Genomic DNA, 21,030 nt, shown 5'->3' with positions numbered 1-21,030 from the left:
TGGCGTAGCCTGAAAAGACGCAGGCGCAAAGACGGAGCAGGAGAAAGCAATGAAAAAGGTCGCGATTGTCGGATTAGGGTGGTTGGGCATGCCGCTGGCGCTCGCGCTTAACGCCCGGGGCTGGCAGGTCGCCGGCAGCAAAACCACGGCCGACGGCGTGGAAGCCGCGCGCATGTGCGGTATCGAAAGCTATCAGCTGGAGCTGTTGCCGGAAATGGTGTGCGACAGCGACGATCTGGAGGCGCTGTTTAACGCCGACGCGCTGGTGGTGACGCTGCCCGCGCGGCGTACCGGCGGCAACGGCGACTATTATTTGCAGGCGGTGCAGCAGGTGGTGGACAGCGCGCTGGCGCATCAGATCCCGCGGATTATCTTTACCAGCTCCACGTCGGTGTATGGTGAGGTTGAAGGGATTTGCAAAGAAACGACGCCGGCGAATCCGGTGACTGAAAGCGGGCGCGTGTTAAGAGAGCTTGAACAGTGGCTGCACAATTTGCCAGGTACGTCCGTTGATATTCTGCGCCTCGCGGGGCTGGTGGGGCCAGGGCGTCATCCGGGGCGTTTCTTTGCAGGCAAAACGGGCCCGAACGGCGGACATGGCGTCAATCTTGTGCATCTTGAAGATGTGATCGGCGCCATTACCCTCCTGTTGCAGTCGCCGAAAGGCGGGCATATTTATAACCTCTGCGCCCCGCAGCACCCGACGCGTGCGGAGTTTTACCCGGTAATGGCGCGCCAGCTTGGCCTTGCGCCGCCGCGCTTTAGCGATAGCCCGGCAGGCACCAAAGGCAAGCTGATTGACGGCAACCGGATTTGCCATGAACTGGGGTTTGAGTATCTCTACCCGAACCCGCTGGTTATGCCAATGGAGTAAGCGCCTGATGGTCAGCCTGCCAGACGCGGCAGGCGGCCACAAAGGCGTCGAAAATCTGTTTTGAGAGCGGCTCGTCGTGCAGCGCGCCCCATTCCGGGTGCCACTGTACGCCGAAGGCGAACGGGTGCTCCGGGATACTGATAGCCTCAATCAGCCCGTCGTCAGCGCGGGCTTCGATAAACACGCCGGGCCCCACCTCGCGGATCCCCTGCTGATGCAGCGTATTCACCCGCACGGTTTCACCGGGCGCGACCCAGCTGTCGAGCCAGCCGCCGGGCGTAATCTCAAGCCCGTGCACCGGCGCGAATTTCGCCTCCGGGCTGCCGTTCGGGTTGACCTCATGCTCGCGCAGCCCTTCGACGTTATGCAGTTGGCGCCAGAGCTTGCCGCCGGTGGCGACGGCCATCTCATGCACGCCGCGGCATGAACCAAGCAGCGGCAGGCCGGTATTGAGCGCGTGGCGCACCAGCATCAGCGCCAGTTTGTCGCGCCCCGGATCGTTACTGGCCTCCTGCGCCTCTTCGCCGTAGTGGTGCGGCTCAATGTTGCACGGGCTGCCGGGGAGAAAAATCCCGCTCAGCGATTTCAGCGCTGCCGCCAGGTAGAGCGGATCGTCCGCCAGATGGTGGGGCAGGGGAATGGCCACCGCGCCGGAGTGATAAAGCGGCGCCAGATAAAGATTTTCCACCGTTAAGATTAACTGCTCGTCCTGATTACTCTGACACATCAATACGCCGATGAGCGGCGGTGTGTTTACGGTCATGCTGGCTCGCCTGTTTCGCTGGGATACAGATCCTGTAGTTGAGCATTCGCAGCGGGTCAACTTTCCACGCGCCCGCTCTGGCGGAACTTTCGCCTTGAGCTATGTTTTGATCACGGGCGCTATTTGAGCGGTTTCGCCACCCTTTTTCGCGATGTAAAACTGCCGTACCGCTTCTTTCCGAACGTTAACGCCCCCCGATATACCAATGAGAATAATGTTGCCTCCGTCTGTTTGGGCGGAGGCTTTTTGCGCACAGGAGTCAATGATGCAAAGCAATCAGCAGTGGCAGGAGAGACGCGAGCAGGCGGTGCCGCAGGGCGTGGGTAACGCGTTGCCGGTATTTGTGGCGCGGGCTAAGAACGCGGAAATCTGGGATGTGGAGGGGCGGCGCTATATCGATTTCGCCTCCGGCATTGCGGTGCTGAATACCGGACACAATCACCCGGCGGTTATCGCGGCGGTGAAGGCGCAGCTCGATAATTTTACGCACCCCTGTTTTCAGGTCACGCCTTACGGCAATTACATTGAGCTCGCGGAACGCCTGAACCGGCTGGCTCCCATCAGCGAACCCTGCCAGACGCTGTTTCTCTCAACCGGCGCCGAGGCCGTAGAAAACGCCATTAAAGTGGCGCGTATCGCCACGGGGCGCTCGGCGGTGATTGCGTTTCGCGGCGCGTTTCATGGGCGCACGCTCCTTGGCATGGCGCTTACCGGCAAAGTGCAGCCCTATAAAAAAGGCTATGGTCCCTTCCCGGCGGGGATTTATCACGCGCCATACCCGGCGGCGTATCTGGGCGTAAGCGACACCCAGGCGCTGGCGTCGCTGGCGGGGATTTTCGCCGCGGACGTGGCGCCGGATGAAGTGGCGGCGATTATTATCGAGCCGGTACAGGGCGAAGGCGGGTTTTACGCCGCGTCTGCCGAGTTTATGCAGCAGCTGCGCGCCCTGTGCGATAAACACGGCATCGTGCTGATTGTCGATGAGATCCAGAGCGGCTTCTGCCGCACCGGCAAAACTTTCGCCATTGAGCATTCAGGCGTCGAACCGGATCTCATTACCATGGCCAAAAGCCTGGCCGGCGGCTTCCCGCTCTCGGCGCTGGTGGGTAAAAAGGCGCTGTTCGACAAAGCCCTGCCTGGCGGCCTGGGCGGCACTTACGCCGGCTCGCCGGTGAGCATCGCGGCGGCGCTGGCGGTGACCGACCTCATCGAAGAGGAGCGCCTGAACGAGCGCGCCGTCGCCCAGGGCGAACTGCTGATGAGCCGCCTGCGCGAACTGGCGCAGGAGTATGACTTTATCGGCGATGTGCGCGGCGTCGGCGCGATGGTGGCGATGGAGCTGGTGCATGAGCGCGACAGCCATCGCCCGGATAAAGAATTGACCCAGCAACTGGTGCAGGAGGCAGGGCGTCAGGGGCTGATTTTACTGACCTGCGGCGTGCGTGCGAACGTCATCCGTTTTCTTATTCCGCTCACCGCAGAGAAAGAAATTGTGACAGAAGGTCTCAACGTCTTGTCATCCTGCCTCAAAGTGGTGCAAAATACGCGCCCTGCAAAATAAGATATTAACCGACGTCAACGCGTCGGTTATTTTTTTGCAGTCAAGAGCATCGTAATTAAATTCAAGAGGCCGGGCTTCGTACCGGATAGATACTTACTTAAAATCCGACAGTTGTTGTCGCTGAGGAATACAGAAAATGGGGCAATTTTTCGCTTATGCGGCGATGTTCACCGTAAAGGAGAATAATTATGTCGCTTAATGCAACTCCAAAAACCTCTCGCGTGGAATTACGTAAAACGCTTACGTTGATTCCGGTTGTTATGATGGGCCTCGCCTATATGCAACCTATGACGCTGTTCGATACGTTCGGTATTGTATCTGGCCTGACGGACGGTCACGTGCCGACTGCCTACGCCTTCGCGCTGGTCGCGATCCTCTTTACCGCGCTGAGCTACGGCAAACTGGTCAAACGCTTCCCGTCTGCGGGCTCGGCGTACACCTACGCGCAGAAAGCGATTAACCCGACCGTGGGCTTCATGGTGGGCTGGTCGTCGCTGCTCGATTACCTCTTCGCGCCGATGATCAACATCCTGCTCGCGAAAATTTACTTTGAAGCGCTGGTGCCGGAAATTCCGTCGTGGATTTTCGTGGTGCTGCTGGTCGCGTTCATGACCGTTTTCAACATGCGTACCCTGAAAGGCGTGGCGAACTTCAACACCATTATCGTGGTGCTGCAGGTGGTGCTGATCGCCGTGATTCTGGGCATGGTGATTTATGGCGTGGCGCACGGCGAAGGCGCGGGCACGCTGACCAGCTCACGGCCGTTCTGGTCTGAGAATGCGCACGTCATCCCGATGATCACCGGGGCGACCATTCTGTGCTTCTCGTTCACCGGCTTTGACGGCATCAGCAACCTGTCGGAAGAGACTAAAGACGCTGAACGTGTTATTCCGCGCGCTATCTTCCTGACCGCGCTGATCGGCGGCCTGATCTTTATTTTCGCGACCTATTTTATCCAGCTCTACTTCCCGGATATCTCGCGCTTTAAAGATCCGGATGCGTCCCAGCCGGAAATCATGCTCTACGTGGCAGGCAAAGCCTTCCAGGTCGGCGCGCTGATTTTCTCCACCGTGACCGTACTGGCGTCCGGTATGGCGGCGCACGCAGGCGTTGCGCGTCTGATGTACGTGATGGGCCGTGACGGCGTGTTCCCGAACCGCTTCTTCGGTTACGTGCATCCGAAATGGCGCACCCCGGCGCTGAACGTGGTGCTGGTGGGCGCGATCGCGCTGATGGCGATTAACTTCGACCTGGTGATGGCGACCGCGCTGATTAACTTTGGTGCGCTGGTGGCGTTTACCTTCGTGAACCTGTCTGTGATTTCGCAGTTCTGGATCCGCGAAGGCCGCAACAAGACGCTGAAAGACCACTTCACCTACCTGCTGCTGCCGGTATGCGGCGCGCTGACCGTAGGCGCCCTGTGGCTGAACCTGGAAGAAAGCTCCATGGTGCTGGGCCTGATCTGGGCCGGTATCGGTGTGGTTTACCTGGCGTGCGTAACCCGCAGCTTCCGTAACCCGGTACCGCAGTACCGTGAAGATATCGCGTAATTACCGCGATACGCACAGCAAAAAGGCTCCTGAGGGAGCCTTTTTTGTTGGCGATGGTTTTGGGGCGGCGTGTTGGGATGTCGATGGGTCGGGGCAATGGATTGGGATGTCGATGGGACGGCGGGTGCGCGTGGCTTACCCGCCCTACGATTGAGCGTTTCGGTTGGCAATATGTAGGGCGGGTAAGCGCAGCGCACCCGCCATTGTTAAAACCAACACCATTTCCCGTAGGTAGGGCGGGTAAGCGCAGCGCACCCGCCATATCCCATCACACCGGTATCGCCCGCGCTTACCCGACCATCTCCTGCGCGTACTGATACAACGCTTTCAGCAGCGCCGTTTTCTCTTTGTCGCTCTCGTACTGGTTATAAAGCATCTCTAATTCCTGGGCGTAAGCCTGGAGGAATTCCGGCGTAAAGACGTCGCGGCGATGCGCAAGCCAGCGCTCCTGTTCCTGCTCGCTGAGCGTGCCGGGGAAATTGCGCGCCCGGTAGTTAAACAGCAGCTTTTCAATACGCTTATCCACGAACGTAATATCGAGCGCCGGCAGGTTCTGCGGCGGCGTCTCCAGCACGATACGCATCGCGGCGCGATCGGCGTCGCTGAAAAAACCGTCGTAGAGCTGCGCATCCACGTTATCGGTAGGCGGGAACGACGGGGCTTCGGCAAACAGCGTCACCAGTTTTTCGCGCACCTGCGGCGAATCGCGAAGCACCTTGAGATTATTCAGACAGTGCTGGCGGTCGATGCCGAGACGCTCGGCGTCCTCCGGGCGCAGCGTATTAGCCTGCGCCAGTACCGGACATTTATTGAGATGCACCAGCTTCACCGGCACCGCGCTCGCGTCGCCGAGCGCGGCTTTCGGCGTATAGAGCCGCTCGCGCAGGTCGTCGGCGTTCAGCTCCAGCAGCGGGCTGATATCGCCCGCCAGATCCACCACAATCACCGCGTTACGGTTTTCCGGGTGCCAGGCGACGGGCGCTATCCAGCTGGTATTGCCGCGCCACGCGCCGAACATGCCGGAAACGTGCACCAGCGGTTTCATCTGGACGATATCCACCAGAGTCGCCAGCTTTTGCTTACTGCGGTAGGTGTAGAGATAGTCGAACATCCGCGGCTGGCGGGTTTTCACCAGCTGCGCCATGGCGATGGTCGCATACACATCCGCCATCGCGTCGTGCGCGTTGGCGTGTTCAATCCCGTTGGCGACGGTTAAATGCTCAAGACGAAAGCTTGGCAGCCCGTCGCTGTTCTCCGGCCAGACGATGCCTTCCGGGCGCAGCGCGTAACAGGCGCGCATCACATCCAGCAGATCCCAGCGCGAGTTATCGTTCTGCCAGCTCCAGGCGTAGGGATCGTAGAAGTTGCGATAGAAAATATTGCGCGTCACTTCGTCATCGAAGCGCACGTTGTTATAGCCGACCACGCAGGTTTTCGGCACGGTGAACAGCGCGTGGATGCGTCTTGCGAATTCGGCTTCGTTTTCGCCGCGCGCGCGGGCCACCTGCGGCGTAATGCCGGTTATCAGCACCGCTTCTGGTTGAGGGAGATAATCGTCGGCGGGCTTGCAGTAAAAGACGTCCGGCTCGCCGATAACCGTGAAATTCTCATCGGTGCGCAGGGCGGCGAACTGCGCCGGGCGGTCCAGCGAGGGGCTTTTGCCGAAGGTTTCGTAATCGTGGAACAGAAAAGTCGGTTGCGCGGCAGAATCAGACACCAGGTCACCATCCAGAGTAAGTAAAAAAACAGGGCTATGGTAAACCATAGCCCTCTCAGGAAGAAGTGGCAGCGGTCTTAAGGCATGACCTGCTCCGGCTGCACCGGTTTGCGGGTAATCAGCCGTTTGCCAAGCGCAATGCCCGGTTTCTCCACGCGGTGGAAGAGCACCGTCGCCAGCGCGTACGTCACCGGCAGGCTGATGGCGGCGGCGATGAGCAGGCGCACCGGCGAGGCGTGCTGTTCAAACGCGCTGTGCTCCACCAGCAGCCCGATAACCGGAATAACAATCATCAGGTGCAGCAGATAGACCGAATAGGAGACATCGCCCAGAAACTGGCTGATACGGCGCGTCAGCAGCCAGCGCGGCAGACGCATCGCCTGATGCAGCAGCGAGCCCGCCCGCGCCTGCCACAGCAGCGCGCCGAGGCCGGCAATCATCACGCACTGGGCGATAAGACGAACCGGCGTCACCGCGATATGCATCTGCCAGGCCAGCACCGGGGCCAGGAACGCCAGCAGCAGCAACAGGCGGCGGCTCTCGCGCACGGCGGCGGCTATCAACATGCCCGCGACAAACAGCGGCAGCTTAATCAGGATCATCGAGGGCATCGGGAACGCCTCGAAATAGCCCGGCAACGCCCAGCGCGCCGCGAAGCAGGCCACCATTACCGCGAAGGCGGCGGCGAAAAAGCCCCAGCGCATCACCAGCAGCATAATGAACGGGAACAGCACGTAGAACTGCATTTCCAGCCCGATACTCCAGTCCGGCAATACCGTGCGGAACGAATAATAAGGGATAGCGCCGAAGACAAACGAAATATGCGCGAGAATATTCCCCGCGGAGGTATCGGCATAGCGCTGGCTTTCGGTTAGCGTCGATGGCCAGGCCTGAGCGATGATATCGCGCCATTCGCCGAACGCCGCGCCGAAAATAAGCGCTAACAGCAGCAGGAAGTAATAGAGCGGCGCGATCCGGAAAAAGCGGCGTAGCCAGAAATTACGCATAGTATGGCCACTGGTCCACGGCTCAATGTCCCGACGCTCCATATAATTCTTCGCCATCAGAAAACCCGACAGCAAAATAAACAGATCGACGCCCATTCCCGGATCGTATAACAGGGGAATGCGGCACTGCACCAGCAGACAAATATGCCCCAGCAGCACCCACAGCGACGCGAGACCGCGTAACCCCTCCAGCTCCGGCGACCAGCTTTTACCCTGCGCCATACCCTTCTCCTCAGCCTTTTAAAAGTCACCAGGCTAAAAAGAGTCGGCCTTTATAACAATCGGAAGAGTACGTGAAATGTTTATTATCAGATTTTCCGCAGCCTGTTATCGGCAGGTAAACGACACGGCGGAAATTTATGTTAAGGCACATCTTATTCATATTTCCTTGCAATTTATCGGAGCAAGGAAATACAAACTGCCGTAAAAAAGGCGCCCCATCGCGAAGTTACAGAGGATATGCTGTTGAAATTTAGACCAATGATTGCCGTTTCCTGCATCATGCTGGCCGGTATTACCGCGCAGGCGCACGCCGCCGCGCTTTCCATGCCGCAGCCGCCAGCCATTATGGCGGGCAGCTATGTGTTGATGGATTACACGACCGGACAAATACTGGCGGCGAATAACGAGCATCAACAGCGTAACCCGGCAAGTCTCACCAAATTAATGACCGGCTATGTGGTGGACCGCGCCATCGACAGCCATCGCATCACGCCGGATGACGTGGTGACCGTCGGGAAAGACGCCTGGGCGAAAGATAACCCGGTGTTTGAGGGCTCGTCGCTGATGTTTCTGAAGGCGGGCGATCGCGTCACGGTGCGCGACCTCAGCCGCGGCCTGATTGTCGATTCCGGCAATGACGCCTGCGTGGCGCTGGCCGATTACGTGGCGGGCGGCCAGCCGCAGTTCGTCGCGATGATGAATGATTACGTCCAAAAGCTCGGCCTGAAAGACACCCATTTTGAAACGGTGCATGGTCTGGACGCGCCGGGGCAGCACAGCTCCGCTTACGATCTGGCGGTACTGTCGCGCGCCATCATTCACGGCGAGCCCGCGTTTTATCATATGTACAGCGAAAAGAGCCTCACCTGGAACGGCATCACCCAGCAGAACCGCAACGGCCTGCTGTGGGATAAGACGCTCAATGTCGACGGGCTGAAAACCGGGCACACCTCAGGCGCGGGTTTTAACCTGATCGCCTCCAGCGTCGACGGCAAGCGCCGCCTGATCGCGGTGATTATGGGCGCCGACAGCCCGAAAGGGCGCGAAGACCAGGCGCGTAAACTGCTGCACTGGGGCCAGCAGACTTTCGATACCGTGGAGATCCTGCAAAAGGGCAAGAAAGTGGGCACCGAGCGCGTCTGGTACGGTAAAAACGAACAGGTGGCGGTCGGCACCGATCGCGATTTCTGGCTGACGCTGCCGAAGACGCAGCTCGCGAATGTGAAGGCGAAATATCTGCTCGATCGCGAGCGCCTCGACGCGCCGCTGGACGCGAATGAAAGAGTGGGTGAGATAGAGCTCTATAACGGCGATACGATTATTGCGCGTATGCCGCTGGTGACGCTTGAGAACGTGAAAAAGGGCGGCGTCTTCTCGCGCTTTGGCGACTGGCTGCACCTGACGCTGTAACCGTTTTTTGCGAACGCGAGGGCGCTCACAGACGCCCGGATGAGCGCCGCACACTATACTCGCTATTTTGAACAGCGAGGAGTGAACATGGATTACACCATCGAGCATGTCTTAACGCGTAAAATCGCCGGTTTTCATCTGGTCGGCCCGTGGGAGAAAACGGTGCCCCAGGGGTTTGAGCAGCTCTCTCTGTGGGTGGATAACTTTCATATCCAGCCGCAGGCCTGGCTGGCGGTTTATTACGATAATCCGCAGCAGGTCGCCCCGGAGAAGCTGCGCGCCGATACGGTCGTTGAGGTGCCGGCGGATTTCACCCTGCCGGAGAACAGCGTCGGCGTGATCCTGACTGACCTGCCGGGCGGCCAGTACGCGGTGGCGCGCGCCCGCGTTGAGAACAACGATTTCGGCACGCCGTGGCTCGCGTTCTTTACCCGGCTGCATCAGGATGTGCGTTACCAGATGGCGGCGCGTCCGTGTTTTGAAATCTACCTGAACGATGGCAAGCAAGACGGTTACTGGGACATCGACATGTATATCCCGGTCCAGACCTCCGGCGAATAATACCCCTGCGCCCCCGCACTGGCGGCGGGCGCGCTTTTTGTTAAGTAAATGGCAAAATAACGTTAATTTCTCAGTCATTCGCTCATCTTTTCCGAAAATTTACAGCTTTTCCCCGAGTTTTATCAGAAAATAGCGCCCCTTATTTTCAGGCGTTTCGCCTGAAGCGACGTTTCATCCAGGCTGTTAACGGGAAAGTCAGCGTGCGTGCCGATAAATCACTCTCCTCTTTTGAAATCCGTCTCTACCAGCATTACCGCATCGTGCATGGGGTGCGCATTGCGCTGGCGTTTATCCTGACATTTCTACTGGTGCGGATGCTGAACGTGCCGGAAGGCACCTGGCCGCTCATCACGCTGGTGGTGGTGATGGGGCCTATCTCATTCTGGGGGAACGTGGTTCCGCGCGCCTTTGAGCGCATTGGCGGCACCATCCTCGGCGCGGCGCTTGGGCTGGTGGCGCTGCAACTTGAAGGCTGGTCGCTGCCGCTGATGCTGTTGTGGTGCGCGCTGGCGATGTTTCTGTGCGGCTTTCTGGCGCTCGGCAAGCGGCCCTACCAGGCGCTGCTGATCGGCATTACGCTGTCCGTGGTGGTCGGCTCGCCGCAGGGCGACATGCTGGTCGCGCTCTGGCGCGGCGGTGATGTGATTTTCGGCTCGCTGCTGGCGATGCTCTTTACAAGCCTCTGGCCGCAGCGGGCGTTTATTCACTGGCGTATCCAGATGGCGAATTTCGTCGGCGATTTCGCGAAGATTTATCACGCCGGGCTGTCGCCAAACCTGGTGGAGCGCCCGCGGCTCGATAAGCCGTTGCAGAATATCCTCGGCAGCGTCGTGAAGCTGCGCGCGTTTATCACGCCCGCCAGCAAAGAAACGCACATTCAGCGGGCGATTTTCGAGGCTATTCAGACCACCAGCCGCAATATGGTCTGTACGCTTGAGATGCAGATCAACGCCTGGTGGGCTTCGCGCGAAAGCCATTTTCTGATGATTAACGCCCGTACCCTGCGCGATTCGCAGCAGATGACGGAGAACACGCTGGCGGCGATTGCGCAGGCGCTGCGCGAAGGGAACCCGTCGCCGGTGATGGCCAACCGCGAGAAGCTCGCGGAAATCGCTCAGGAGCTGCGCGCGCTGATGAGCGAAGGGCAGCAGGGTGCGCTGGTGGAAACGCCGATTCACGGCTATGTATGGTTGAGCATGGAGCTGGCGCTGCAGCTGGAGCGCCTTTCTCAGCTTATTTGTCGGGCGCTGCGCAAATAATCCGCAGACGACCGGCGCTTGTTTCGATTCAGCACCGTTTCAGGCTATGATAACCACAGGCATCCTGAACGGGATAAAACCATTGTCATCAACCGCCGCTGACAGTAAGGTTTACGCCATGCGGTTGTTTAAACGAATCCGAGTCTTAAATTCAGCAGGGGTGTAAAAATGGAAAACAGCAAACCTTCATTCCAGGACGTTCTTGAGTTCGTGCGTCTGTTCCGCCGTAAGAACAAGCTGCAGCGTGAAATTCAGGACGTCGAGAAGAAAATTCGTGACAACCAGAAGCGCGTGCTGCTGCTCGACAACCTGAGCGACTACATCAAGCCGGGCATGAGCGTCGAAGCCATCCAGGGCATTATCGCCAGCATGAAGAGCGACTACGAAGACCGCGTTGATGACTACATCATCAAAAACGCCGAGATCTCCAAAGAGCGCCGCGAGATCTCCAAAAAGCTCAAAGCGATGGGCGAGCTGAAAGTGCACGAGCCGAAAGGCGAAGAATAAGTAAAAAAACCGCTTCGGCGGTTTTTTTATGTCTGCGGTGTGGCGCACGTCTTTCCTGGCGCGCGAACATCCAAAAGCAAAAAGCACGCTAAAAAGCGGGCTTTTTAATATCTGTTATTAACAGGCACACTTTCGCTATGAACAGCCTGATAAGCTAAACGCCGTATTGCCTTTTCCGCTTATTCAGCCTGGGGAATTTCCGATGCGCGTACCACCAGAAAATCCCGCGAAATGCGCGCCCCTCTGTCAACCGTGATCAGGTCATGGACAAAATAAGCGAATATTTCCGGCGTGGCAGTAAACCAGGGCTGCGGTGGCGCTTCTCCGAGATAAGCGTTAATCCTGCACTGGTGAAACCACTTCGCCCGCTGGTAGGCAGGCTCGTAAACATCCGGGAAAAGCCGCATCTGTGTATCATGCGGGCCGGGGTTTTCAATCGTATTAATCAATGCGAAGGCGGCATCATTAATCTCATCTAACCAGCCCCAGTGGCGGTCCAGGACCTCTATTTTATCCTGGATATTCATCCCCTGCTCCTTGCCCTGCGGGGTTATTCCCAGCAGCCCGGCGCTGTTGCCCGCCGCCAGCGTGATTTCTGCCTGATGCTTCTCCAGCTGCTGGCGCTCACAGCGGTACTGATAATATTGCAGCCCCAGCCACTCAAAATAGCTGTCAAGATGCAGATTTTGCGAGGAGGGGCTGACGGCTTTGTACTGCACAGCTTTTTGATAACGCTGCACCCACTGCTCTACGGACGCGTTTTTAACGTTATCCTGCATGATGAAATAGCTGGCGACATCAGTATCTGTTTTATCAAGAGTACGGAAATCAGGAAACGGCACGCCAGCCATCGTCGCTTCCCGGTACATACGCTGCAGGGCGACCCGGCATAACTCTGCACTGGGTTTCTGCTCGCCGGGTTTCAGCCCACCGCCGATATCTTCGCTGCAGCCCGGCATTAGCTCTTCCCGATGCCTGGGATGGTTACTGCCAAGCCGGTACAGGCAACGCCACACCCGTCGCTCATGCGCCGCCACCAGATGCAGAGCGTTCTTCACCGCCTGCGGCAACACCGAAAAGTGGTCGATATATTTTCTGCCAAACATCACGCTGAGCGAGCGTAATGGCCCGCCAGCGGCGCTGATAACGTAGTCCAGACCATTATTGTTACTGGCGGCAGTATCCCGTGAACAGTCAAACAGCCCGGTAAAAATAATATCTACCGGAATACCCTGCCAGGTGTAGCTGTCGCCTTGCTTCTGGCACATCTCGCTCAGAAATTCATCAATAAATTTCCGCACCAGTGTGGCGCCAAGATCGAAACCAAACAGGGAGACGGAGATAAGTTTGATGGGAACTTCGCTACTGGCTTTGGCTCTTTCAAAATATTCTTTAAAACGCACTTTGGCAGATGTTATCCGTGTATCTACTCCCGTAACCAGAATATCAGCAACCAGCGGGTTATCACGTATACAGGGCGTCGCCTCAATACCGACTTTTTTTACGATATCAGTAACAATACCCGTCACCAGATTGCGCCATTCGGTAGGGTTAAGCAGTTTCTTACCGCTCTCTTTTAAAACCTCATACCAGTTATTGCCCTTCAGTATCTCTTTGCCGGCGTCTTTTGCCATCTCTTTGGGTTGATCTTTTAAATCATCCAGCGCAGTGTCTTGCGCGCTATCCAGAAGGGTGTGAAGTTTTGTTGTTAAATCTTCATGGAAGGGGGTGCCGAGACCTGAAAAATAAAACTTGGAATAACTCGTATGTGAGGTATTCATTTGCGAAATTGGATAGGCTCTGAACAACTTTGCAATGTTGCTAAAACGATTCTTCGCTGCATCCTGTTCAATATTACGACCTATGCCATCAAAAAATAAAGCGACATGCCAGATACGTGAACAATTACCAATATTATGCTCGCTGGCCTGCTGGGCGCGGCTTGCCGCTGCAATCAGAGATTCTATATCCATTATTTTGACTCCTTTTGATTAATTTTTTTTATCATTAGATAAAGAATCGATATCAGGATGAGAAAAATTAGTGCTCCACCATAAATACACTTTATTCTTTTCAAGAAAATAAACATGGAGATAATTTTCGCCCCAATTACGCTTAGGGAGTGGGACTCTTACCTTATGTACTTCAGTTCTTACTCCTGCATTGTATTGTGTCAGTGTATAATCGACCGTCCATATAATCACAGCTGTATTACCGCTTATATTACCACAACAGGTTACCCCACCAGTATCAGATGAATAAGGGTTGCTTTTATTTCGAGCGAAAGTATTACCTCCCGCTATACCATTAATACTAAACCCTCGGATGGGACGATCAAGATTACTATGAATTATCAGCGTTACCGCCCCGGTTGGCGGTCCCCAGATACTTGCCCACACCAGCCAGGCGGCGTAAATCATCACCGGGAGTGATAACTCAAACCAGATCCATTTGCCCCAGCGGGTATATCCCCGGTTAACTGCCGCATCTATTTTTTCGAGCCGACGATAAAATCCCATTTTTATTCCTTGTCAGTGTGACGTTTATTTTTAAGGCGGTTTACATAATTATTAAATATTAATCAGCCGCCGCTTCCCGCTCAATATTGCGACCCATGCCATCAAAAAAGAAACCGATATGCCAGATACGTGAACAAGTTCCAAGCTTATGCTCACTGTCTTGTTGGGCGCGGCTTGCCGCAGCTATCAGACTTTCTATATCCATATCCATTATTTTCCCTTTAACTCTTCGGTTGTTTAATATTATCCGGGCGCTTCTCATAGGGTGACCAGGCATCCTTACTCCAGCCCAGCCATACTTTATCGCCCGGTAAGAAATGAACATGTAAGTTGTCTTCTCCCCATTCACGCTTTGGGAGTGGTATAACGACACGGCGAGTTTCTAAACGCATACCGTTCAAATATTGCTCGTGTGTTATATCTAACGTCCAGATAACCTCTGCTGTCTTACCTTCAATGCTGCCGCAACATGTAGCACCACCACCGCCATGGGCTGATGCATTGGAACCCGCCACACCATTAACACTAAAGCCCAGAACCGGACGATCCAGTTCGCTATGAATTATCAGCGTTACCGCCCCGGTTGGCGGTCCCCAGATACTTGCCCACACCAGCCAGGCGGCGTAAATCATCACCGGGAGTGATAACCCAAACCAGATCCATTTGCCCCAGCGGGCATATCCCTGGTTAACTGCCGCATCTATTTTTTCGAGCCGACGATAAAACCCCATTTTTATTCCCTGCCTGCCTGGCTTTCGTTTGGGGATATTAAACTTTAAAAAATAATGGAATATTGATCAGACAATGCTCCGGTGTGTGCCGTTGAATCTTACGGCCGATGTCATTGGCTTGGGCACATCTCTGCGGTGTCGGAGTGATGCTGGCGTTATCAAACCGCGAGTTTTACCCGATGCAACGCAGATAGTTACTGACATCGCAGAGATTTATTTTTAAGTGTTTTTTATGACATGTGGGTTTACGTCATAAAAAATGCATCATGCGCGGAATCTATGGAGCACTGAGGTCACAATATAGAGGGAGGAAGTTTGACGACAGTACGCTAAAGAAAAAGCAAAAAGCCCGCTAAAAAGCGGGCTTTTTTGAATCTGGCTCCTCTGACTGGACTCGAACCAGTGACATACGGATTAACAGTCCGCCGTTCTACCGACTGAACTACAGAGGAATCGTGTGGAGGCTAATCATAGCGGCCCCGCGCCAATTGTCAAATGCCATTTGCCTTCGGCCTGCGCGTTCGGACATTCTATGAACATTACGCGCTATTTTCCGGCAATATCCGTGGAAAGCCTTTGCAGGATCGCGGGTTCTAACTCATTATTTGAAATGAGGTTTCAACTTTCACGCGCAGGTTCATTTTGAGTGTAACCACCACCGTTCGCCAGGCTATCGCTCGTACGCCCTGGTACAAGAAAAGAAAAAGCTATCGGGTCCTGTTCTGGCGCGAAATCACGCCGCTGGCGGTGCCTATCCTGCTGGAAAACACCTGCGTACTGCTGATGGGCGTGTTGAGCACGTTCCTTGTAAGCTGGCTCGGCAAAGAAGCGATGGCGGGCGTGGGCCTGGCCGACAGCTTCAATATGGTGGTGCTCTCCTTTTTCGCCGCGGTGGATTTAGGGACGACCGTCGTGGTGGCGTTCAGCCTCGGCAAGCGCGATCGCAAGCGGGCGAGAGCGGCGGCCAGGCAGTCGCTGGTGCTGATGACTCTCGTCTCGATTCTGCTGGCGGCGCTGGTGCATGTGACCGGTGAATACATCATCGACGTGGTGGCGGGCGAGGCGACGCCACAGGTGAAAGAACTCGCGCTCATTTACCTGCAACTGACCGCCTGGAGCTACCCGGCGGCGGCCATCGCGCTTATTGGCAGCGGCGCGCTGCGCGGGGCGGGCAATACCAAAATCCCGCTGCTGATTAACGGCGGGATGAACATCCTGAATATCGTGATCAGCGGTTTTCTGATTTACGGGCTATTTTCCTGGCACGGCCTCGGTTTTATCGGCGCCGGGCTGGGGCTCACTATTTCGCGCTATATCGGCGCTATCGCTATTCTTTATGTGCTGATGATTGGCTTTAACCCGGCGCTGCGCATTTCGCTTAAAAGCTATTTTTCGCCGCTTAAGCTCAATATTCTCTGGGAAGTGCTCGGCATCGGACTGCCTGCGAGTATTGAATCGGTGCTGTTTAACGGCGGCAAACTCTTGACGCAGATGTTTGTGGCGGGCATGGGCACCAACGTGATTGCCGGCAACTTTATCGCGTTCTCGGTCGCCGCGCTGATTAACCTGCCGGGGAACGCGCTCGGCTCTGCTTCCACTATCATCACCGGTAAACGTCTCGGCAAAGGGCAGATTGGCCAGGCCGAGCGCGAGCTGCGCCACGTTTTCTGGCTTTCAACGATTATGCTGACCGCTATCGCCTGGGTGAGCGCGCCGTTCGCCGGGCTGTTCGCCTCGTTTTATACCCATGAAGACGATGTGAAAGAGGTCGTAAAAGTCCTGCTGTGGCTCAACGCGGCGTTTATGCCGATCTGGGCGGCCTCGTGGGTGCTCCCGGCGGGGCTTAAAGGCGCGCGCGACGCGCGCTTTGCGATGTGGGTATCGATGCTCGGCATGTGGGGCTGTCGCGTCGTGGCGGGGTATACGCTCGGGATCGTGCTCGGCATGGGCGTTGTGGGCGTGTGGCTCGGCATGTTCCTCGACTGGGCCGTGCGCGGCGTCTTCTTCTACTGGCGCATGGTGAGCGGCAAGTGGCTACAGAAATATCCGCGCCCGCCGAAGCGGCCCGTGGTGCTGGACACACCCGCACCGCCGGGGCAACCGAAGGCGATGTAAGCCTTAAGCAGAAAAGCAAAAAGCCCGCTAAAAAGCGGGCTTTTTTATACCCGTTATGCGTCATCTGAAGACTACTTATCAGCGAAACGGTATTTCTTACTCCCTGAAAAACATTCGTTTATAAATCTATTCATTTTTATTATTTATTTAATAAGTTGATTGATTTGCGTGGTAAATATAATTCAGTTTAAATTCTGGCAGGCAAGAAAATAAAAATAAACGCATGGCTTTACTGGCGTTATCGCTATGGCAAGCTTCGCATGGAAATAACTCTGGCTAAAAATGATTTATTACCTTTTCCCCGATTGACCCGATTTTTTTGCGACTTATCCTGTTTTTCGCGTTATTAAAAAATGATCAACCGATTGCCGGAAGCGGCAATCTTTTTCAAAGGAATGAAGGATGGATATTTCCGGTAAAGGGTTTAGTGAGCCTTCACGTTATACGCTTGAAATTGCACACAGCCGTGTACGACCCGACGTACTTAGTTTTTACGGGCGCGAAGCCCTTAGCGAGCCATACCAGTGGCGCATTGAATTCACCGCACCGCAGAGCGACCTGGCGCCTGATGACGTTCTGTTGAAATACGCCAGTCTGAGTCTGCTTTCTGGCCGCGAGATATATGGCGTCATTACCCGTTTTGAATGGCTGGGAACGTCAGCAGACCAGACGCACTACGCGGTGACACTCGCTTCGCGGCTGGCGTTACTGAGCCTGACCCGCCGCTGCGCGGTCTACCAGAATCTCTCAGTGCCTGAATTGCTGGAGCAGATACTGCGCGCGCACGGCCTGGAAGGGCCGGATTTTGATTTTCGGCTGGAGCGGTCGTATCCGCAGCGGGAACTCATCACCCAGTGGCGGGAAACCGATCTGGAATTTATTCAGCGCATTCTCTCTGAAGTGGGGATCTGGTTTCGCACAGCAATGAACGCGGTGACGCAACTGGAAACCCTTATCGTTGGCGACAGCCAGCTTAACTGCGTGTTCGGCGTCAGCGTGCCATACCGGGAGCCATCCGGCTTGTATGACGGCGCGCAAGACGCCGTCTGGGATGTGCGGTGCTGGCAGAAAACGGCCACCGGCATGGTACGCACCCGGGATTACAACTATCGCACCGCTGATACGCCAATGGACTCTGCCGTGACGGTAAGGAGCGAGGCTATTACCACCGGCGAGCACTGCCGGTACGGCGCGCCCTTTCTTGAGGCGGGCGACGACGCGACGTCAGAGCCGGAAACGGAAAGCGGCGCGTTTTATGCGCGCATCCACCATGAGCGCGAACTGAACAATGCCACGCGCCTGCATCTTTTCAGCAACGCCTCGCATCTCACGCCAGGGCAGGTGCTGGAAACGCCACAAAGCCCGGTGACCGCGCTGAAAGAGGGCATGTTGATTACGCTCGCAACGTACCGCGCCGCACGCGATACGCGCCTGCATGTCTCGCTGTGGGGCATTCCTTATTCCGAGCGGGTGAATTATCGCCCGTTGGAGCTTGTCCGCCCGGAAATTCACGGTACGCTGCCCGCCCGTATTGAGAGCCGTGAGCCGTATGACACGTACGCCTGGCTGGACAATACCGGCCGCTACCGGGTGAAGCTGGATTTCAGCCGTGAAGATGCCGAGCCAGGTTATCACTACCTGTGGGTTCGTCAGGCAAAGCCGTATGCCGGTGAAACGTTCGGCTGGCACACGCCGCTTCTGGACGGCACCGAAGTCAGCATTGCGTATGACGACGGCAATATCGACCGCCCTTATATCGCCCATGCGTTTCACGACGCTGAACATGCCGATATCGTCACGCGCGACAACCGCAGCCAGAACATCCTGCGCACCGCGGCGCGCAATGAACTGCGGCTGGAGGATCTGCGCGGGCAGGAGCATGTCGCGCTCTCCACTCCATTCGGTGCATCTTCTCTGAATCAGGGCCACATCACGGATGAACAGAGTCAACAGCGTGGCGCGGGTTTTGAACTCAGAACGGATGAATATGGCGTTATCCGCGTGGCGAAAGGGCTGTTTGCCGTGCTTGTCCTGTAGCTGGTAAATCGCGGAATAAATATAGGCTGTTCCCACGCGGTGTACTTTTAATGGCATATTCTTCGGCGCGCCCACCATTGTCCGCTCCACCTTGCGCAAATAGGTGGCCGTCGTTCCGTACTCTATTTTCCCTTGCTCTATTTTCAGGTAGCTGCCGCCGCCAATCAGCGTCACCTTCTTCTTGCCGGCAAACAGCATATCGCCTGTCGAAACCAGACTGATTTTTTGCTGCGCGCTCAGAGACATCGCGCCGTTCTGTGCCTGAAACTGCACCGGGCCTTCGCCTGAAATAACATTCAGTTTGCCCGTTCGGGCAAACAGGCCGATTTTTTCACCGGCGTTCAGGGTCATGTTGCCCATCGCGCCCATACTCAGAGAGCCTCCGGCATTCATTACCACATTCTGGCTGGCCGTCATCTGTAGATGTTCGCCGCTGGTAAACGCCGTTCCCTGCGGACCGTGGAAATGCACCATCTGATTTAACGGCTTTAACCGCGCATTAAACATCGCAATCTGGCTGGCAATATCTGCTTCCAGCGCCTGTGCCTGCGCTGCGGCGTCAGCTAACTGTTGGATCTGGTTAAGGCAAATTTCTATTTCTCTCTGCGCCGCTTCCCTCTCCAGCACCTCGCCTGCGGCTTTCGTCTGGCCGTCGGCGGTGACAATATTCTCATCAACACGCCTTACCGCCTCACCACGCCCTCTGGCCAGACGATTGCTGGATACAGCGATACTGAAGGTCGCTCCGTACCGGTCTATACCTGCCAACCGGAAAATGTGGAACTGCATATTCTGCACAAAAAAATATCGCCGGAAGAGTCAATGTGGTTTGTAGGCGAAACGAATATATATCAACTGGAAACCGAACTCAGGGAGAACCCCTCATAATGGACATGCCCGCTTTACCGGACACACCGACAGCCGCGCCCGAAATCCCCACCGGCGAGAAAAATCAGCCGTGGGACTGCACGACGACAGGGGTCGAGATGGTCGAAAAACAGTCGCGTCTGCCCACTAATGAAAACCGCCAGTATCTGCATCTTAAGGTGGAATACGCCATGCGTTTTCCTCAACTGGCCGCAAAAATTTGTCGTGAAGGAAAAACGTACCAGATGAGCCTTAAACAGCTCATGATGAGCGGACTTATCCGCGCGGATGAAATCGCCCGTAATTACTACTGGTATTACAAAGCAGAAGTGCCGTTTGATATGCGCACCACGCCGCCACGTCCGTTTCTTAGCCATACATTGAAGCAAGACGACGGCGCTCGCAGACGCCACACCACCAATCCCTTTCCGGTACCTGGTAAAGGAATTTATCGCCGTCCTGACGTTATTATCGTGAAAGACAAACAGGATCGCTGGCCTGGGCTGGCGGGGCCGGATCACGATGATCCTCCGGGTATACATGGCGACAATCTGGCCCGTCTGGTAGAGGTCAAGTTTCCGGGGGATACTCTGTACCGAGAGCAATATGACGAATATATGCAGATTGTTGGTGACGATGCTACACGTATGACCATTCTGGAGGTCCACGACTGCCGCCCGCAAGAGCAGCAGTGGGTGGATCAGGTCGTGAATGTGACCATGAAAGCCTGGCAAACCAGCGGGGCAAAATACTGGCCGCTGTTTCTCTACCCGCCGATATTTATGCCTCGCCCGCCTTCCACGCCACTAGCCGCACGAATTGAGCCGTGGACATACGCCGGTAAAGCTGTGGCCAGTCTTAGCGAGGGCGCGGTTCGTGGCGTCGCTGAAGGCTGGAACTCACTATCAAAAGAGACGCAACAGCTCCTGAACTCGACGGCAGGCTGGCTTAACGACAGCGGGGAGTGGATCTACCGGCAGGGAAGTGAAGTCTGGATATGGGCCAGTAAAACCGGTAAGGCGGTGAAATCCTGGAGCAACACCCGGATTAAAGCTGCATGGGCGGAAATCCAATACGCCACGGATATGACGCTGGACATGCTAAAGGAGGTGGACTGGGTACAGATTTTAACGAATGTAGCGAAAACGGTGGGCGTTATCCTGGTGGCTGTTGGCGTCGGCGCGCTGGTAGTGACGCTGGGTATCCCGGAGGCCATTATTAGCGCATTTCTACTGATTATTCGTCTGGCGATAACCGCCTGGGAAACCCTTGTAACAATTCTCGGTGGTGGTGCAGGCGCAGCGGCGCTGGGTGCCAGTTAAAAGGAGCA

At 55.9% G+C, this 21,030-nt stretch carries 18 protein-coding genes, 1 tRNA gene and 2 pseudogenes; 12 read left to right on the top strand and 9 right to left on the bottom strand.

The annotated features are described in order from the left end of the window. The first annotated feature begins 49 nt into the window (after positions 1-49). A complete protein-coding gene (locus AFK65_RS12735) occupies positions 50-874 on the top strand; it encodes an SDR family oxidoreductase (protein ID WP_007699379.1) in 825 nt (274 codons plus the stop codon). Here the strand turns inward: AFK65_RS12735 and AFK65_RS12730 are convergent. Next, positions 858-1,637 (bottom strand): gamma-glutamyl-gamma-aminobutyrate hydrolase family protein, encoded by a 780-nt coding sequence (locus AFK65_RS12730; RefSeq protein ID WP_007699376.1) that lies wholly within the window; start codon positions 1,635-1,637, stop codon positions 858-860. The two genes, AFK65_RS12735 and AFK65_RS12730, sit on opposite strands and share 17 nt — an antisense overlap. A gap of 265 nt (positions 1,638-1,902) precedes the next feature. Here AFK65_RS12730 and gabT point away from each other — a divergent pair, with 265 nt between their 5' ends. The 3 genes from gabT to AFK65_RS12720 all read left to right on the top strand — a co-directional run bounded on the left by gabT (position 1,903) and on the right by AFK65_RS12720 (position 4,748). Then, positions 1,903-3,198 (top strand): 4-aminobutyrate--2-oxoglutarate transaminase, encoded by a 1,296-nt coding sequence (gene gabT / locus AFK65_RS12725; RefSeq protein WP_007699375.1) that lies wholly within the window; start codon positions 1,903-1,905, stop codon positions 3,196-3,198. Between the two features lie 136 nt (positions 3,199-3,334). Next, a complete protein-coding gene (gene yoeI, locus AFK65_RS22440) occupies positions 3,335-3,397 on the top strand; it encodes a membrane protein YoeI (protein ID WP_097566144.1) in 63 nt (20 codons plus the stop codon). Continuing rightward, a complete protein-coding gene (locus AFK65_RS12720; protein WP_007794764.1) occupies positions 3,387-4,748 on the top strand; it encodes an APC family permease in 1,362 nt (453 codons plus the stop codon). Before yoeI ends, AFK65_RS12720 begins: the two co-directional genes overlap by 11 nt. A 289-nt stretch (positions 4,749-5,037) precedes the next feature. On the opposite strand, the gene sbcB is transcribed toward AFK65_RS12720, so the two are convergent. Both sbcB and AFK65_RS12710 read right to left on the bottom strand, forming a co-directional pair. Beyond that, positions 5,038-6,465 carry an exodeoxyribonuclease I gene (gene sbcB / locus AFK65_RS12715; RefSeq protein WP_038857153.1) on the bottom strand — a complete coding sequence of 476 codons (1,428 nt, stop codon included), beginning with the start codon at positions 6,463-6,465 and terminating at the stop codon, positions 5,038-5,040. 77 nt (positions 6,466-6,542) lie between these two features. Beyond that, positions 6,543-7,694, bottom strand: a complete 1,152-nt coding sequence (locus tag AFK65_RS12710) for an acyltransferase family protein (protein ID WP_007699373.1) — start codon at positions 7,692-7,694, stop codon at positions 6,543-6,545. A 237-nt stretch (positions 7,695-7,931) separates the two neighbouring features. Between AFK65_RS12710 and dacD the strand changes: the two genes are divergently transcribed. The 4 genes from dacD (at position 7,932) to AFK65_RS12690 (ending at position 11,431) form a co-directional block, all read left to right on the top strand. Further along, entirely contained in the window at positions 7,932-9,104 is a 1,173-nt protein-coding gene (gene dacD, locus AFK65_RS12705) for a serine-type D-Ala-D-Ala carboxypeptidase DacD (RefSeq protein WP_144421405.1), read from the top strand. An 87-nt stretch (positions 9,105-9,191) separates the two neighbouring features. After that, positions 9,192-9,665 (top strand): DNA gyrase inhibitor SbmC, encoded by a 474-nt coding sequence (gene sbmC / locus AFK65_RS12700; RefSeq protein WP_007699371.1) that lies wholly within the window; start codon positions 9,192-9,194, stop codon positions 9,663-9,665. 200 nt (positions 9,666-9,865) lie between these two features. Then, positions 9,866-10,924 (top strand): FUSC family protein, encoded by a 1,059-nt coding sequence (locus AFK65_RS12695; protein WP_007699370.1) that lies wholly within the window; start codon positions 9,866-9,868, stop codon positions 10,922-10,924. Between the two features lie 168 nt (positions 10,925-11,092). Next, entirely contained in the window at positions 11,093-11,431 is a 339-nt protein-coding gene (locus AFK65_RS12690; protein ID WP_004385327.1) for a DUF496 family protein, read from the top strand. 179 nt (positions 11,432-11,610) lie between these two features. On the opposite strand, the gene AFK65_RS12685 is transcribed toward AFK65_RS12690, so the two are convergent. The 5 genes from AFK65_RS12685 to AFK65_RS12675 form a co-directional block, all read right to left on the bottom strand. Continuing rightward, positions 11,611-13,404 (bottom strand): DUF2235 domain-containing protein, encoded by a 1,794-nt coding sequence (locus AFK65_RS12685; RefSeq protein ID WP_007699363.1) that lies wholly within the window; start codon positions 13,402-13,404, stop codon positions 11,611-11,613. An 18-nt stretch (positions 13,405-13,422) separates the two neighbouring features. Further along, positions 13,423-13,950 (bottom strand): hypothetical protein, encoded by a 528-nt coding sequence (locus AFK65_RS21130; RefSeq protein ID WP_071602504.1) that lies wholly within the window; start codon positions 13,948-13,950, stop codon positions 13,423-13,425. Between the two features lie 58 nt (positions 13,951-14,008). Further along, complete coding sequence (locus AFK65_RS22020; protein ID WP_007699361.1) at positions 14,009-14,161, bottom strand: hypothetical protein; 153 nt, start codon at positions 14,159-14,161, stop codon at positions 14,009-14,011. A 10-nt stretch (positions 14,162-14,171) separates the two neighbouring features. Beyond that, a complete protein-coding gene (locus AFK65_RS12680; protein ID WP_038856805.1) occupies positions 14,172-14,681 on the bottom strand; it encodes a DUF3304 domain-containing protein in 510 nt (169 codons plus the stop codon). A 376-nt stretch (positions 14,682-15,057) separates the two neighbouring features. Then, positions 15,058-15,133, bottom strand: a tRNA-Asn gene (locus AFK65_RS12675). Between the two features lie 190 nt (positions 15,134-15,323). On the opposite strand from AFK65_RS12675, the gene AFK65_RS12670 reads away from it, so the two are divergent. Continuing rightward, positions 15,324-16,796 carry an EmmdR/YeeO family multidrug/toxin efflux MATE transporter gene (locus tag AFK65_RS12670; protein WP_007699358.1) on the top strand — a complete coding sequence of 491 codons (1,473 nt, stop codon included), beginning with the start codon at positions 15,324-15,326 and terminating at the stop codon, positions 16,794-16,796. A gap of 402 nt (positions 16,797-17,198) precedes the next feature. After that, positions 17,199-18,833: a type VI secretion system Vgr family protein gene (locus AFK65_RS12665; RefSeq protein ID WP_007699355.1), complete on the top strand. Its 1,635-nt coding sequence runs from the start codon at positions 17,199-17,201 to the stop codon at positions 18,831-18,833. Here AFK65_RS12665 and AFK65_RS21125 read toward each other — a convergent pair. Next, positions 18,816-19,496 (bottom strand): annotated as a pseudogene (locus tag AFK65_RS21125) (DUF2345 domain-containing protein); the annotation flags it as partial. The gene AFK65_RS12665 and the pseudogene AFK65_RS21125 overlap by 18 nt on opposite strands. On the opposite strand from AFK65_RS21125, the pseudogene AFK65_RS12660 reads away from it, so the two are divergent. Together AFK65_RS12660 and AFK65_RS12655 are read left to right on the top strand one after the other, a co-directional pair. Continuing rightward, positions 19,497-19,721 (top strand): annotated as a pseudogene (locus AFK65_RS12660) (type VI secretion system tip protein VgrG); the annotation flags it as partial. Continuing rightward, positions 19,721-21,022: a VRR-NUC domain-containing protein gene (locus AFK65_RS12655; protein ID WP_038856809.1), complete on the top strand. Its 1,302-nt coding sequence runs from the start codon at positions 19,721-19,723 to the stop codon at positions 21,020-21,022. The pseudogene AFK65_RS12660 and the gene AFK65_RS12655, both read left to right, overlap by 1 nt. Positions 21,023-21,030 lie beyond the last annotated feature (8 nt).

This window comes from Cronobacter universalis NCTC 9529, assembly GCF_001277175.1.
GTDB lineage: Bacteria > Pseudomonadota > Gammaproteobacteria > Enterobacterales > Enterobacteriaceae > Cronobacter > Cronobacter universalis.
This window is presented reverse-complemented; position numbering and strand designations above follow the sequence as displayed.

Coding starts and splice junctions, on each gene's coding strand:
- AFK65_RS12690 (WP_004385327.1), top strand. CDS start 11,093: ATGGAAAACAGCAAACCTTCATTCCAGGACGTTCTTGAGTTCGTGCGT.
- sbmC (WP_007699371.1), top strand. CDS start 9,192: ATGGATTACACCATCGAGCATGTCTTAACGCGTAAAATCGCCGGTTTT.
- AFK65_RS12735 (WP_007699379.1), top strand. CDS start 50: ATGAAAAAGGTCGCGATTGTCGGATTAGGGTGGTTGGGCATGCCGCTG.
- AFK65_RS12720 (WP_007794764.1), top strand. CDS start 3,387: ATGTCGCTTAATGCAACTCCAAAAACCTCTCGCGTGGAATTACGTAAA.
- AFK65_RS12665 (WP_007699355.1), top strand. CDS start 17,199: ATGGATATTTCCGGTAAAGGGTTTAGTGAGCCTTCACGTTATACGCTT.
- AFK65_RS12730 (WP_007699376.1), bottom strand. CDS start 1,637: ATGACCGTAAACACACCGCCGCTCATCGGCGTATTGATGTGTCAGAGT.
- AFK65_RS21130 (WP_071602504.1), bottom strand. CDS start 13,950: ATGGGATTTTATCGTCGGCTCGAAAAAATAGATGCGGCAGTTAACCGG.
- AFK65_RS22020 (WP_007699361.1), bottom strand. CDS start 14,161: ATGGATATGGATATAGAAAGTCTGATAGCTGCGGCAAGCCGCGCCCAA.
- AFK65_RS12685 (WP_007699363.1), bottom strand. CDS start 13,404: ATGGATATAGAATCTCTGATTGCAGCGGCAAGCCGCGCCCAGCAGGCC.
- dacD (WP_144421405.1), top strand. CDS start 7,932: ATGCTGTTGAAATTTAGACCAATGATTGCCGTTTCCTGCATCATGCTG.
- AFK65_RS12710 (WP_007699373.1), bottom strand. CDS start 7,694: ATGGCGCAGGGTAAAAGCTGGTCGCCGGAGCTGGAGGGGTTACGCGGT.
- AFK65_RS12655 (WP_038856809.1), top strand. CDS start 19,721: ATGGACATGCCCGCTTTACCGGACACACCGACAGCCGCGCCCGAAATC.
- gabT (WP_007699375.1), top strand. CDS start 1,903: ATGCAAAGCAATCAGCAGTGGCAGGAGAGACGCGAGCAGGCGGTGCCG.
- AFK65_RS12680 (WP_038856805.1), bottom strand. CDS start 14,681: ATGGGGTTTTATCGTCGGCTCGAAAAAATAGATGCGGCAGTTAACCAG.